The organism is Pseudoflavonifractor phocaeensis (assembly GCF_021531375.1).
Taxonomy (GTDB): Bacteria; Bacillota; Clostridia; order Oscillospirales; family Oscillospiraceae; genus Lawsonibacter; species Lawsonibacter phocaeensis_B.
In genome coordinates, this window is the sequence record NZ_JADYTU010000043.1 from 1 (window position 1) to 13,306 (window position 13,306).

Genomic DNA, 13,306 nt, shown 5'->3' on the forward strand with positions numbered 1-13,306 from the left:
CCAAAAGGGGGAGGGATAAGCCCCCGCCCTACCAAGCCCTCACCCTACATGAAACGATAAACTAAAATTTACATTTCGTATCTTACTTTATCAATTATACACTGAGGATACCGCGCATGAGCGACCGTAAAGACAAACAACTGAATAACGACGACCTGAAGGAGGTCAAGTCGCTCATCGGAGACGTCTCAGGAGACGAGTTTTCTCTGGACGACATTTTGGCGGAGTACGGCTCCAGAAAAAGCACGGGCCGGGGGGCGGTCCCGGTGACACCCCTGACCCGCGGGGAACCGGAACTCTCGCCGGACCTGCCCTGGCCCGAGCCGCCCCGCACCCGGGACCGGAGGGATAAGGTGGTACACTTCCCCGGAATGGGACAGGAGCCCGCCTCCGAAGAGCAGGAGGAGGCCGCCCCGGAGGAGGAGCCTTACGAGCAGTCTCCCCGCGGGGAAGAGCCCGAGGCGGAGGAGCCGGAGGAGGATGAGCCGGGCGAGGACCGGGTCATTGAGTTCCCCGAGGAGGAGAGCGTTCTGACCGCCTTCCTCAAGGATGTGGGCCGGAAGGCGGACGACTACGCCGACCGGATGTTTGAGGAGGACGAGCGCACCGACCCTGAGCAGGTCCGCCGTCTGGAGCGGCTGATCCCCGGCACCGACCGGGAGGAGGAGCCGGAGGAGGACATCCGCCGACGCCGCCGGCCCCGGGCGCCGGAGCCGCCTCCGCCCGACCTGTCACCCAAGGAGCTGGCCCGGTCCTACGGCCAGGGCTTGAAGGGGATGCGCCTCCGGGTTATTTTTCTGTTCCTTCTGTCGGCAGTTGCCCTGGTCCAGCTGCTGGTGCCCGCGGTAGGGCTGGTGTGGCTGCCCCCCCTGGACGATATGCGCGTCCAGAACGCCGTGGCCGCGGGGCTGATGGCTCTGGGACTCCTGTTGGGGGCCGACGAACTGCTTACCGGCCTGAAACGGGCTTTCCGGGGTAAGGTGGGGATGGATACCCTGACCGCCCTGGCCGTTTTGTTTACCCTGGCCGACGGACTGATGCTGGCCCTGACCCCCAACGAGCAGGGCCGCCTGCCCTATACGGCGGTGGCGCTGACGGGGCTGTGGGTGAGCCTCCACGGGACCTACCATAAAAAATGCGGTCTGCGCCTGTCCTGCCGGACGGCGGCGGCCTCGGCGGAGCCCTACCGGGTCACCCTGGACGAGGGGAAATGGAACGGCCGGGACACCTACGCCAAATGGTCGGGCAGCGCCGAGGGCTTTGGCAGCCAGATCCAGACCGACGACGGAGCCCAGCGGATCTTCCGGCGGGTCTGCCCCCTGCTGCTGCTGGGGGACCTGCTGCTGGCCCTCCTGGCCACCGTGGCCGCCGGACACCCCGGTGACCTGCTCTGGGGCCTATCCGCTCTGTTTTCTGTGACCGCGGCCTTCGGCGGCTCTCTGGCCTATGGCCGCGCCTTCCATAAAGTGGCACGCCGCCTGATCCAGAGCGGCGCCGCCCTGGCGGGCTGGCCCGGCGTGGCCGGCTCCAAACGGGGAGACCGGGTGCTCATCACCGATACCGACCTGTTTCCGCCTGGTTATGTGGAGCTGAACGGCTATAAAGTGCTGGGAAACTTCCCCATGGAGCGGGTGGTGGCCTATACCGCCACATTGATCCGGGACTCGGGCAGCGGTCTGGCCAAGCTGTTCCACGACCAGCTCCGGGCCTTGGGCGGCCTGATGCGGAACGCCGATCGGCTGTGTTGCTATGAGGGCGGGGGACTGTCCGCCAACATCCGGGGCGACCGTGTTCTGGTGGGCTCCGCCGCCTTCATGAACCTGATGGACGTCTCCCTCCCCGTGGGCCTGAACGTGAAAAACGCCGTGTTCTGTGCCATCAACGGGGAGCTGGCCGGCATCTTTGCGCTGAGCTATTCCCTGCCTGACACCGTATTCCCCTCTCTGGAGGAGCTGATGCGGGAGAAGGTGGGGCCGGTGCTGGCCACCCGGGACTTCAATCTGATCCCCGCCATGCTCCACCAACGCTTCAAGCTGGCGGCGGACAAGATGGACTTTCCTCCGGTGGAGCGCCGGCGGGAGCTGTCCGATCCGGACCAGCCCCACAGTCAGGTCCTCACCGCTCTGCTGTGCCGGGAAGGGCTGTTCCCCTTTGCCGAGGCGGTGACCGCCGCCAAGCGGCTGCGCTGGGCCACCCGGCTGGGGGCGGTGCTGTGCTGCGTGGGCTCCGGCCTGGGGATGCTGCTGTGCGCCTACCTGGTGTCGGTGTCGGCCTACGGCTCCCTGTCCCCCCTGAACCTGCTGGTCTATATGGTGTCCTGGCTGGCACCAGTGTGGTTCCTGTCCGGCTGGGTCCACCGTTTTTAACAAGATTGAAAAGGAGTGTGGCGTGATGATCCGGCTGGCCCGGGAGGCGGACCTGCCCGCCGTGGGCAGGGTGTATGAGGAGATATTGGACCGGGAGGAGGCCCTGCCCGTCCCCTATACCAATTGGCAGCGGGGCAAGTACCCCACCGTGGACCACGCCCGCCGGGCCCTGGAGGCCGGAGAACTGTGGGTGGCCGAGGAGGAGGGGGACCTTTACGGGGCTTTTATCCTCAATGGAACCCAACTGCCGGAGTACGACAATATCCCCTGGCGGTTTCCGGCGGACCGGGATCAAGTAGCTGTGATCCACACGCTGGTCGTCAGTCCCCGTTGGGCGGGGCGGGGCAAGGCCCGGGAGATGGTGGCCTTCTGCGAGGAGGAGAGCCGCCGCCGGGGATGGCGGGTCATGCGCCTGGACACCTACGAGGGTAACACTCCCGCCAACACCATGTACCCCAAGCTGGGCTACCGGCTGGCCGGGGCCACGGAATTTTTCTTCCAGGGCTTCATCCACGAGGTCCTGAACTGCTACGAAAAAGAGCTGTAAAAAAGGAACGGAAGACGCCGTCTTCCGTTCCTTTTTTAATGCAATCTCCAGATGAGCCAGACGCCCAGCGCCAGATGAAGGACCAGCAGCAGGGGAAAGCCGAAGCGGAAATACCAGTGCCGGGTCTTGTGATGAAAGACCCGCATCCCCAGCAGTCCGCCCAGAGCGCCTCCCAGCACGGCGGGGAGAAACAAAGCCTTCTCGGAGAACCGCCAGGTCCCCCGCCTGGCCCGCCGCTTGTCCGTGCCCATGAGGCAAAAAGCGGCTGCGTTGACCGCCAGCAGGTACAGCCCCAGCAGCTGCCACAGCTCTTTGACCATCGCGCTCCCGCTCCTTTCTCTGTGTTCTGAAGGACAGTGTACGTCAGGAAGGGAAAAAAGACAAGGAAAATCCGGATCGTTTCCAACCTTCATGGAAATTTCATGGACTTTTTGGCTCATACATGGTAAAATACAATGATCGCGGGCCAGGTTTCCGGCAGGCCCGATACTAAAACCCGTGGAGGGAATAGTTTGAAAACTGAGATTTTAGGCATCCAATTTGATGATCTGACCCGGCAGGAGGCCGCCCAGCGGGGGGCCGAGCTGCTGGCGGAGGATCGGTTTCATTATGTGGTCACCCCCAATCCGGAGTTTCTTCTGGCGGCGGAGCGGGACCCGGAATTCCGGGCAGTGCTGAACGGGGCGGACCTGGTCCTGCCCGACGGCATCGGAGTGGTCTATTCCGCCAAGATTCTGGGTACACCGTTAAAGGAGCGTGTGCCCGGCATCGAGTTTGCCACGGACATGCTGGCCTGCCTCAATGAACGCAAGGGCCGGCTCTATCTGCTGGGGGCCAAGCCCGGCGTGGCCCAGGAGGCGGGGCGCCGTATTCTGGAGCAGTACCCCGGCATCGTCCTGTGCGGCACCCACGACGGCTATTTCAAGGACGAGGAGGCCGTCCTCCTGGAGGTGGCCGCCGCCCAGCCCGACCTGCTCTTCGTTTGCCTTGGGGCCCCGAAGCAGGAGAAGTGGATGGCCCGCTGGGGCCGGCACACCGGCGCCCGGCTGGCCATCGGCCTGGGGGGCTGTCTGGACGTGTTCGCCGGCAACGTGGAGCGGGCTCCCGAGCGCTGGCAGAAGCTGGGTCTGGAGTGGGCCTACCGGCTGAAAAAAGAGCCCCGGCGTATCGGTCGTATGGCCAAGCTGCCTCTGGTGCTGGTAAAGGCCGCCGGGGAGCGGGCCAAGGGCGGCCATAAGGGAGGAAAAGACTGATGGCCGGCAAGCTGATCGTCTTTGAGGGTACCGACGGTTCAGGCAAGTCCACCCAGTTTGGGGAGCTGTGCCGGCGGCTGGACGGTATGGGAAAGGAGTACCAAAAGCTGGTGTTCCCCCAATATGACGAGCCCTCTTCCGCCCTGATCCGGATGTATCTGGGGGGCGAATTCGGGAACAAGCCCTCCGATGTGAACCCCTACGCCGCCTCCGCCTTCTATGCCGTGGACCGGTACGCCTCCCTGAAAAAGGTGTGGGGGGCGTACTATGAGGAGGGGGGTCTGATTCTCACCGACCGGTACACCACCTCCAACGCCGTCCATCAGGCGGTGAAGTGCGCGCCCGAGGACCGGCCCGCCTTCCTGCGGTGGCTGGACGACTTTGAACACGACAAGATGGGCCTGCCCCGGCCCGATCTGGTCATCTATCTGGACATGCCCACCCAGAAGGCGGTGGAGCTGCTCCGCGGCCGGGAGGCGGCCACCCATACCAAGGCCGACATTCACGAGCTGGATACCGGATACCTGGCGGACTGCCGGGCGTGTGCCCTGCAGGCTGCCCAGGTACTGGGATGGAAGAAGATCTCTTGCCTGGACGCGGAGGGCGCTCTGCGCCCGATCCGGGACATTCACGAGGAGATCTGGTCTTTGGCGGCGCCGCTGCTGTGAGCCGCCCGGGAAAGGAGATTTGTAATGGTCTATATCCTGCTGGCCCCCGGCTTTGAGGAGGCCGAGGCCCTTGTGCCCGCCGATCTGCTGCGCCGTGCGGGGATCGAAACGGCGCTGACGTCCCTGGAGGGCGGGTTCGTGACCGGCGGCCACCAGATCACGGTGAAAGCGGACCTGACCCTGGACCAGGTGGACCTGGACCGGGCGGAGATGCTCGTCCTGCCCGGCGGCGGGGTTGGGGTCCGGAACCTGGGAGAGAGCCAGGCTGTGGCCGACCTGATCCGACGCGGTGCGGAGCGGGACATTCCCCTGGCCGCCATCTGCGCCGCCCCCACGCTGCTGGGCCGCTGGGGCCTGCTGGAGGGGAAGCAGGCGGTCTGCTACCCGGGGATGGAGGACCAGATGACCGGAGCCCGGGTGTGCCGGGAGTCCGGCGTGGCGGAGGACGTCCGGCTGATCACCGGCCGGGCCGCCGGCTCCGCCTTTGACTTCGGTTTAAAATTAGTAGAGGCCCTGTCCGGAGCGGACAAGGCCCAGGAGGTGCGCTATGCCGTTCACTATGACTGAGGAGAAAAAACAACTGCGCCAGCAGGTGCGGAAGGAACTGGCCGCCCTGACCCCGGAGGAACTGCGGGCCAGCGACGACGCCCTGTTTGCCCGGTTCCTGGCCCTGCCCCAGGTGCGGGAGGCTAAGACCATCTTCGCCTTCTGGGGAATCCCCGGCAAGGAACCGGAGACCGCCCGGCTGATCCAGACCCTGGTGGCCCAGGGCAAGCGGATCGGCCTGCCCCGGATGCTGCCCGAGCACCAGATGGAGGTCCGGCAGTATGACCCGGCCATCCCCATGAAGTCAGTGGCCTTCGGCATTCAGGAGCCCAGCACCGACTGCCCCCTGATCGCCAAGGAGGACATCGACCTCATCCTGGTCCCCGCGGTCTGCTATGACCGCCAGGGCTATCGCCTAGGCTTTGGCGGCGGCTATTACGACCGCTGGCTGGAGCATTTTGAGGGCTTCCGGGTGGGCCTGTGCCGCAAGGCCGTCCTCCGGGACAAGGTACCCACCGAGGTCCACGACAGCCGGGTAGACCTGCTGCTCACCGAGGACGAGAGCCTGTCCTGACTCTGGAGGGGAAAAGCGGGGCCGAAGCCCCGCTCTTGCCCTGTACCGTTCAGCAGCAGCCGCAGTTGTTGTCGCAGCCACAGTTGTTGTCACAGCCGCAGTTGTTGTTGCCGCAGCCGCCCCAGTTGTTGTTGCCGCAGCAGCAGAACAGGATGATGATCAGGATGATGATCCACAGGCAGCCGCAGCCGCTCCAACTGTTGTTTCCACACCACATGTAGTTTCACCTCACTTGTTTTGCGGAGCCGCAGCTCCGCGATTCTGTACTATTCTATGGATACCCCCTGTCCCGGGTGACGGGAGGGTGTATGTTAGGAGCTGACCCTATGGCATCAGAACGAAGAAGCGATACGAGACGGGAATCCCGCGGCCAGCGGACCAAGGAGCAGCGCCCTGTCCGTCGCCGGCGGAGCTCCACCGGAGCCGTGATGGGATTTGCGGCCCTCTATGTGATCATGGTCATCGGCGTGTCCATCCTGCTGGCCTGCGTGGGCTGGATCGCGGCCAACGACGTGCTGGCCCTGAACAAGGAGGCCAAAGAGACCACCGTGACCATCTCCAAGGAGGACTCCTTCAACGAGGTGGCCTCGCTGCTGAAGAAGGAAGGGCTCATCGAGTACAAGTCCCTGTTCAAGCTCTTTGCCTCCATCACCGGCGGTAAGGATAAGGTGGTGCCGGGGACCTATACGCTGAATACCGACATGGACTACCGGGCTCTGCTGTCCGGCATGAGCATCAATTCCTCCACCAAGGCGGAGGTGACCGTGACCATTCCCGAGGGCTACTCTGTGGCCCAGATCTTCCAGCTGCTGGAGGACCGGGGGGTATCCACCGTGGAGGAACTGACCCAGGTGGCCAGCGAGCACGATTACAACTTCTCCTTCCTGAAGGACATCCCCCTGGGAGACGCCAAACGGCTGGAGGGCTTCCTCTACCCGGACACCTATCAGTTCAACACCCCCCACAGCGCCCTGTACGTCATTAACAAGATGCTGGTCAACTTCGACCAGAAGTACACCGATGAGCTGCGGGCCAAGGTGGCGGAGAGCGGCTACTCCATCCGGGAGATCTTGACCATCGCCTCTCTCATTGAGAAGGAGACCGACGGCAGCGACCGGACCAAGATCGCCTCCGTCATCTATAACCGGCTGAACAACCCCAACGCGGGCACCGTGGGCTTCCTCCAGATAGACGCCACCCTGGCCTACCTGAACGGAGGCAAGGTGCCCACCGAGGAGGACAAGGCCATTGATTCTCCCTATAACACCTACAAGTACAAGGGCCTGCCCCCGGCGCCCATCGCCAACCCCGGTCTGGCCTCCATCCAGGCGGCCCTGAATCCGGAGAGTACCAACTACTTCTACTATGCCCTGGGCGACGACAATGTCCACCACTACTTCAAGAGCTATGAGGAGCTGCAGAGGTTCCTTGCCTCCCAGGACCGGTACAAAAAATAAGAAACACAACAGGGCAAGGGCGGCTGCCCTTGCCCTGTTGCCCCTATAAGGAGAAGGGACTATGAGAGAGAGAACCATCGAACTGCTGGCTCCCGCCGGAGATATGGAGCGGCTACGGATGGCGGTGGCCTACGGGGCCGACGCCGTCTATCTGGCGGGCACTACTTTTGGCATGCGCTCCTTTGCCGGGAACTTCACCCCGGAGGAGCTGGGAGAGGCGGTGAAGCTGTGCCGGTCCAAGGGGGTCCGGGTCCATGTCACCTGCAATACCATGCCCCGGAACGAGGAAATCGCCCGTCTGCCGGAGTGGCTGGAATATCTGAACGATGTTGGGGTGGACGCCATCATCCTGGCCGACGTGGGGGTGCTGTCCCTGGCCAAGCGGTACGCCCCCAAGGTGGCCTGCCATATCTCCACCCAGGCCAGCATCGTCAACTATGTCACCGCCCGGGCCTGGTACGACCTGGGAGCCAGCCGGGTGATCCTGGCTAGGGAGCTGTCCCTGGACGAGATCCGGGAGATCCGGGCCAAGACGCCCCGGGAGCTGGAGATGGAGGCCTTTGCCCACGGGGCCATGTGCGTCAGCTACTCGGGCCGGTGCCTGCTGTCCAACTACATGACGGGCCGGGACTCCAACCGGGGGGCCTGCGCCCAGCCCTGCCGGTACAAATACGCTCTCATGGAGGAGAAGCGGCCGGGCGAATATTTCCCCGTCTCCGAGGACGAGCGGGGCACCTACATCATGAATTCCAGGGATATGTGCATGATCGACCATGTGCCCGAGCTGATGGAGGCGGGGCTGGACTCCCTGAAGCTGGAGGGCCGGGCCAAATCGGCCTACTACGCGGCCATCGTCACCGGGGCCTACCGCCACGCCATCGATGCGGCGGCGGCTGGGGAGCCCCTGGACCCGGTGTGGCGGGACGAGGTGGAGCACATCAGCCACCGGCACTACTCCACTGGCTTTTTCTACGGCCAGCCCGGCCAGTTCACCCAGGATTCCCGGTATATCCGGGACTGGCAGATCGTGGCGAAGGTGGAGTCCTGCGACGAGACGGGCAGGGCGGTGCTGACCCTGAACAACAAGTTTAGGGCCGGCGACGTCCTGGAGCTGGTGGGGCCTGACGTTCGGCCCCAGACCCTGACAGCGGAGGGCCTCTGGGACCAGGAGGGAAATCCCCTGGAGGAGGTCCGCAAGCCCCAGATGCGGTTTGTCATGAAGCTGCCCCGGCAGGTGCCGCCCCTGTCCCTGCTCCGGCGGCAGGCCGACCTGTCGCCCCAATAGGAGGACGCTATGGTACCCACTTATGAACAGATGGGAGACTGGCTGGAGGAGATCGCCGGACAGTTCCCCGGGGCCTTTTTTGAGGACCTGGACGGCGGGATCCAGCTGGAGGAAGAGGCCCTGCCCGACCCGGACTTTCCGCCGGGAGAGATGTATATCATGGGGGAGTATGTCCACGATATGCTGGGCCGGTATATCCTGCTGTATTACGGCTCCTTCCGGGAACTGCTGGCCGGAGAGGACGAGGAGACCTGGAAGGACGAGATCTTCGCCACCGTGGCCCATGAGTTTACCCACCACATGGAGGAGACTGCCGGCCTCCATGCACTGGACGACAAGGACCTGGAGTTTTTGAAGCAGGCCCTGGAGGAGTACGGAGAGGAATAAATTTTAGTTGATCTGCCTATAAGCCTTCCCCTTTGGGGCGTATGAGGGACTGGGCTGCGGCGGGCTAGCAGGCTAGTATGTTAGAATTGTAGGGGCGGCCCCATGTGGCCGCCTGCGGGCGGGACGGGAGTTAGGACGAAGGGATGTTTCGCCCCCAGGCGAGGTACTTTTGTAGAGATACAAAAGTATCCAAAAAATCTCCGGGGCTTCGGCCCCGGTCCCCATGGGGAGCCATTAAGAAATAGACAGGATACTTGTTCGGCGCGGGCAAAAGACAGGATACTTCTCTCATCCCCGCCCGCTGCCGCTTCCGATGGTCAAATGGGCTGATGATTCGCTTGCTTGAAAGCGCGCCTCGCGGGACTCAATCGCGGGGTGCTTCCTGCAGGGACTGCGAGCCTGCCGTTTTGCACCAAGCCCCTACTAATCCGAAGCACCCTCGGGCGGCCCCAGTGGGCCAGGTAGGCAAGAGGCAACTGCTGTCAGTCTTTGACGCCATCGAGGCGGGCTGTATTGCTTATCCCCCGTAAAATCTTCTCCATTTTGCGAAGCAATAGACGGTGTGAGCGCTCTCATATTTTGCTGGCTGCGATCAACGCAAGGCCGCCTGCTCTCCCGTAATGGGGGTCCGGGGCGGCGCGGATAGCGCAATAAAATTGCGCGTGGCCGCCCCGGCGGCGTTTTGGTTCCTTTGCCGCGCGGGCAAAGGAACTCGCCCAGCAGGGCGAAACATCCCCCGTCCTAACTCCCGTCCCGCCCGCTGGCGAAATCCTCAGATAAACTAAAATTTATGTCCAAAGGAGGTGTTTTCATGCCGCAAGCGCAGCTTGTCCGGGGCCGTTTTGCCCCCAGCCCCAGCGGACGAATGCATCTGGGCAACCTGTGGTCCTGTCTGCTGGCCTGGCTGGCCGCCCGAAGCGCCGGGGGAGAGATGGTCCTTCGGTTGGAGGACCTGGACCCGGACCGGTGCAGAGCGGAATACTGCGACCAGGTGATGCGGGACCTGGAGTGGCTGGGTCTGGACTGGGACGGCGCACCCATGTACCAGAGCCGCCGGACCGAGGCCTACGCCGCCGCCTTTGAGACCCTGGGGAAAAGAGGCCTTGTCTACCCCTGCTACTGTACCCGGGCGGAGCGGCTGGCTGCTTCCGCCCCCCACCGCTCCGACGGCGCGGTCCTCTACGACGGGCGCTGCCGCCGGCTGCCGCCGGAGGAGCGGAAGACCCTGGCAAAGACCCGACGGCCCGCCTGGCGGGTCCAGGTGCCGAAAAAAACGATTACATTTTGCGATTTAATACAAGGAGAATACAAAGAGGAATTGACCGGAGACTGTGGGGACTTCATTCTCCGCCGGTCTGACGGAGTGTATGCCTACCAGCTGGCGGTGGTGGTGGACGACGGGGCCATGGGGGTGAACCAGGTGGTCCGGGGCAGCGATCTGCTGGATTCCACGCCCCGGCAGCTGTGGCTCCAGGAGGAGTTGGGTCTGCCCCATCCCCAGTACGGCCATGTCCCCCTGCTGTTGGCCCCCGACGGCCGCCGTCTGGCCAAGCGGGACCGGGACGCGGAGTTGGGGCAGCTGAAGGAGCGGTATACCGCCCCGGAGCTGGTGGGCCGGCTGGCCCACGCGGCCGGATTGATTCCCGAGTACGCCCCCGTCACCCCCGAGGAACTGATCCCCCTGTTCTCCTGGGATAAGGTGCCCAGAGAGGATATGAAGTTCTCGATCGAAATGGAATAAAAAGGTCTGCCGTCCATGGACGGCAGACCTTTTTCAATTTATTTGCACTCGGCGGCGTATTCTTTCCGGAAATACTGAAGAAAGATGGCGGAGGAGATCAGGAACGACAGCAGGTCGCAGACCGCTTGGGTCATGACAAGTCCGGACAGCTGAAACAGACCGGACAGCAGGAAGACCAGCGGGATGCACAGGCCCTGGCGGCAGACCGCCAGGATGGTGGCCCGCCAGGACTTGCCCAGAGCCTGGAAGAACATGTTGGAAAAGACGGCGATGGCCCCTGTAGGAAGGGTGAAGCATTGATACCGGAGGGCACGGACGCCGATCTCAATGACCAGGGGGTCGTCCCGGAAGAAGGTAATAATGGGGGTGGTGAACAGCAGTCCAAGAATGGCCGCCGCGGTGAGGATCCCGGTGCAGGTCTTGATGGAGAAGGACAGGGCCTCCTTCATCCGGTCCATCCGCCCCGCTCCGTAATTATAGCCCAGCACGGGCTGGAATCCCTGTCCGAAGCCGATGATGATGGAGTTGACTACCATGAACACCTTGGTGACAATGGCCAGGGCGGCCACGGCGGCGTCGCCGTACAGCTTGGCGTTGTAGTTGACCGCCATGGTGGACAGGCTCAGCACCCCCTGGCGGAAGAAGGAGGGCATCCCCTGCTTGAAAATGGCAAGATAGACCCGGGGCGTTCGGGCCACGCAGGCGGGGCTGACCCGCAGGTCACTGAGCTTGAAGAGGAAAAAGGAAGAAAGAATGGTCAGACTGACGCACTGGCTCAGCAGGGTGGCCGCCCCTGCTCCGGCGATGCCCATGTCAAAGACGAAGATGAACAGGGGGTCCAGGATCATGTTAAGTATCCCGCCTGTCGCCAGTCCGAAAACGGCCAGACTGGCCTTGCCCTGCCAGCGCATCAGGTTGTTCAGCGTGAAGGACAGGATCATCACCGGGGCGCCCAGAAGGATGTACCGGGCATAGTCCAGGGCGTAGGGATAGATGGTGCTGGTGCTGCCCAGCAGCCAGATCAGGGACTCCGCGTTCAGCAGGCCCACGACAGCCAGGGTAAGGCCCAGCACCAGGGCGGCCAGGACACCGCTGGAGGCGTAGGTATCCGCCTCGGCGTTTTTTTCCTGGCCTAGCAGGCGGGAGGCGATGGAGCCGGAGCCCATGCCCACCGTGAAGCCGATGGCCTGAATGATCGCCATGACGGAAAAGACCACGCCCACCGCGCCCGAGGCGCTGGTGTTGATCTGGGAGACGAAATAGGTATCCGCCATATTGTAAATGGAGGAGACCAGCATGCTGATAATGGTGGGCACCGCCAGCCTGCCCACCAGGGACGGGATAGGAGTTTCCAGCATCTTTTGGCGCTGGTCGGGATGCTCCTGGGTACGCGGATGGAAACGGGAGGAGGACAAAAATCTCACTTCTTTCTCTCGAGAAGAACACCCTGTTCCGCCGCCGACGCGCCGGAATAGGGAAAATCTGCACTTTTTTCTATTTTATACCGGGCGTTCGCCCAAAGCAAGGGGAAAATGGCAATAAAAGGAGCCGCTGCGGTCCGCAGCGGCTCCGGAAAGACGCGAATCAGAAGGGCAGACCCATGCCGCCGGTGAGCTTCTGCATGGTGCTGGCGGCGTCATTGTCGGCAGAGCGCATGGCCTCGTTGACGGCGGCCACGATCATGTCCTGAAGCATCTCCACATCGTCGGGGTCCACGGCCTCCGGGTCGATAGTCAGGGCCTTCAGCTCGTGCTTGCCGTTGACGGTGGCGGACACCACGCCGCCGCCGGCGGCGGCCTGGTACTCCTTCTCCTGGAGCTCCTGCTGCATTTTCAGCATGTCCTGCTGCATCTTCTGGGCCTGCTTGAGCATGTTCATATTCATGCCGCCGCCCATGCCGGGCATTCCCCGGCCTCCAAAGCCTTTTGCCATAGGTACAAAACTCCTTTATTTTGGATTTCATGGGGCCATATCCGCCGGGGATATGATCCCTTTGCGGTCACTGGATCACGATATTGTCAAACTGCTCCCCGAAGGCCAACAGCTCGTTCAGGGCGTCGTCCTCCGGCGCCGGTTCCCTCTGAGGGGGGGCGGGAGGCTGCTGGACGGGCTCCTCCGCGGGAGGCTTGCCGCTGACCACGCTGACCCGGGGCTGTCCGCCGAAGGAGGCGGCTGCCGCCTGGGTCAGCCCCTCCAACACCGCCGGTTTGTTCAGCATGGAGCGGGTGAACTCCGTGTCGGTCCAAAGGGTGAGAAGGCCGTTTTTCCACACACCCGTCACCTTGGCGGGGTTATTCAGATAGGGGATGACAGAAGGGGGCACCTTGCCCCGCAGGCCCGCCGCGAAGGAAGGCCAAAAGGCGCGGTCGCCGCCCGCCGGGGCAGGCTGAGCCGCCGCCGGTCTTGCCGCAGGTCTGGGAGTGGGCGCCGGCCGGACCGGGGCCGCGGGTCGGGGGGGAGCGGGTTCGTCAAAGACATACTC

Annotated in this window: 14 protein-coding genes and 1 pseudogene; 10 read left to right on the top strand and 5 right to left on the bottom strand. The window is 63.4% G+C overall.

Annotated features, from left to right (window positions below; translation table 11 throughout):
* Positions 1-116: 116 nt before the first annotated feature.
* Together I6E39_RS10450 and I6E39_RS10455 are read left to right on the top strand one after the other, a co-directional pair.
* Positions 117-2,366, top strand: a complete 2,250-nt coding sequence (locus I6E39_RS10450; protein ID WP_235381525.1) for a hypothetical protein — start codon at positions 117-119, stop codon at positions 2,364-2,366.
* A gap of 25 nt (positions 2,367-2,391) precedes the next feature.
* On the top strand, positions 2,392-2,913 hold the full coding sequence (locus I6E39_RS10455; protein ID WP_235381526.1) for a GNAT family N-acetyltransferase: 522 nt from the start codon (positions 2,392-2,394) through the stop codon (positions 2,911-2,913).
* Between the two features lie 35 nt (positions 2,914-2,948).
* Here the strand turns inward: I6E39_RS10455 and I6E39_RS10460 are convergent, their stop codons facing one another.
* Positions 2,949-3,233, bottom strand: a complete 285-nt coding sequence (locus I6E39_RS10460; protein WP_235381527.1) for a DUF1294 domain-containing protein — start codon at positions 3,231-3,233, stop codon at positions 2,949-2,951.
* A 192-nt stretch (positions 3,234-3,425) separates the two neighbouring features.
* On the opposite strand from I6E39_RS10460, the gene I6E39_RS10465 reads away from it, so the two are divergent.
* Genes I6E39_RS10465 through I6E39_RS10480 form a run of 4 tightly spaced genes read left to right on the top strand, consistent with a single transcriptional unit; the run spans position 3,426 to position 5,954 of the window.
* Positions 3,426-4,166 (top strand): WecB/TagA/CpsF family glycosyltransferase, encoded by a 741-nt coding sequence (locus I6E39_RS10465; protein ID WP_235381528.1) that lies wholly within the window; start codon positions 3,426-3,428, stop codon positions 4,164-4,166.
* Positions 4,166-4,834, top strand: coding sequence for a dTMP kinase (locus I6E39_RS10470; RefSeq protein ID WP_235381529.1), 669 nt, complete (start codon positions 4,166-4,168; stop codon positions 4,832-4,834). Before I6E39_RS10465 ends, I6E39_RS10470 begins: the two co-directional genes overlap by 1 nt.
* A gap of 24 nt (positions 4,835-4,858) precedes the next feature.
* On the top strand, positions 4,859-5,401 hold the full coding sequence (locus tag I6E39_RS10475; protein ID WP_235381530.1) for a DJ-1 family glyoxalase III: 543 nt from the start codon (positions 4,859-4,861) through the stop codon (positions 5,399-5,401).
* Positions 5,382-5,954 carry a 5-formyltetrahydrofolate cyclo-ligase gene (locus I6E39_RS10480; RefSeq protein ID WP_235381531.1) on the top strand — a complete coding sequence of 191 codons (573 nt, stop codon included), beginning with the start codon at positions 5,382-5,384 and terminating at the stop codon, positions 5,952-5,954. Before I6E39_RS10475 ends, I6E39_RS10480 begins: the two co-directional genes overlap by 20 nt.
* A gap of 49 nt (positions 5,955-6,003) precedes the next feature.
* Here the strand turns inward: I6E39_RS10480 and I6E39_RS10485 are convergent, their stop codons facing one another.
* Positions 6,004-6,171: a hypothetical protein gene (locus tag I6E39_RS10485; protein ID WP_235381532.1), complete on the bottom strand. Its 168-nt coding sequence runs from the start codon at positions 6,169-6,171 to the stop codon at positions 6,004-6,006.
* Between the two features lie 109 nt (positions 6,172-6,280).
* Here I6E39_RS10485 and mltG point away from each other — a divergent pair, with 109 nt between their 5' ends.
* The 4 genes from mltG to gluQRS all read left to right on the top strand — a co-directional run bounded on the left by mltG (position 6,281) and on the right by gluQRS (position 10,824).
* Positions 6,281-7,411, top strand: a complete 1,131-nt coding sequence (gene mltG / locus I6E39_RS10490) for an endolytic transglycosylase MltG (RefSeq protein WP_235381533.1) — start codon at positions 6,281-6,283, stop codon at positions 7,409-7,411.
* A 61-nt stretch (positions 7,412-7,472) separates the two neighbouring features.
* Positions 7,473-8,696: a peptidase U32 family protein gene (locus I6E39_RS10495; protein ID WP_235381534.1), complete on the top strand. Its 1,224-nt coding sequence runs from the start codon at positions 7,473-7,475 to the stop codon at positions 8,694-8,696.
* A gap of 9 nt (positions 8,697-8,705) precedes the next feature.
* Entirely contained in the window at positions 8,706-9,083 is a 378-nt protein-coding gene (locus I6E39_RS10500; RefSeq protein ID WP_235381535.1) for a metallopeptidase family protein, read from the top strand.
* Positions 9,084-9,894: 811 nt separating this feature from the next.
* The gene (gene gluQRS / locus I6E39_RS10505) at positions 9,895-10,824 is read left to right on the top strand and encodes a tRNA glutamyl-Q(34) synthetase GluQRS (RefSeq protein ID WP_235381536.1); all 930 of its coding nucleotides are present in this window, start codon (positions 9,895-9,897) and stop codon (positions 10,822-10,824) included.
* 38 nt (positions 10,825-10,862) lie between these two features.
* Here gluQRS and I6E39_RS10510 read toward each other — a convergent pair whose 3' ends face one another.
* The 3 genes and pseudogenes from I6E39_RS10510 to I6E39_RS10520 form a co-directional block, all read right to left on the bottom strand.
* Complete coding sequence (locus I6E39_RS10510) at positions 10,863-12,248, bottom strand: MATE family efflux transporter (protein WP_235381537.1); 1,386 nt, start codon at positions 12,246-12,248, stop codon at positions 10,863-10,865.
* Positions 12,249-12,408: 160 nt separating this feature from the next.
* Positions 12,409-12,756 carry a YbaB/EbfC family nucleoid-associated protein gene (locus I6E39_RS10515; protein WP_235381538.1) on the bottom strand — a complete coding sequence of 116 codons (348 nt, stop codon included), beginning with the start codon at positions 12,754-12,756 and terminating at the stop codon, positions 12,409-12,411.
* Between the two features lie 67 nt (positions 12,757-12,823).
* Positions 12,824-13,306, bottom strand: a pseudogene (locus tag I6E39_RS10520) (DNA polymerase III subunit gamma/tau); the annotation flags it as partial.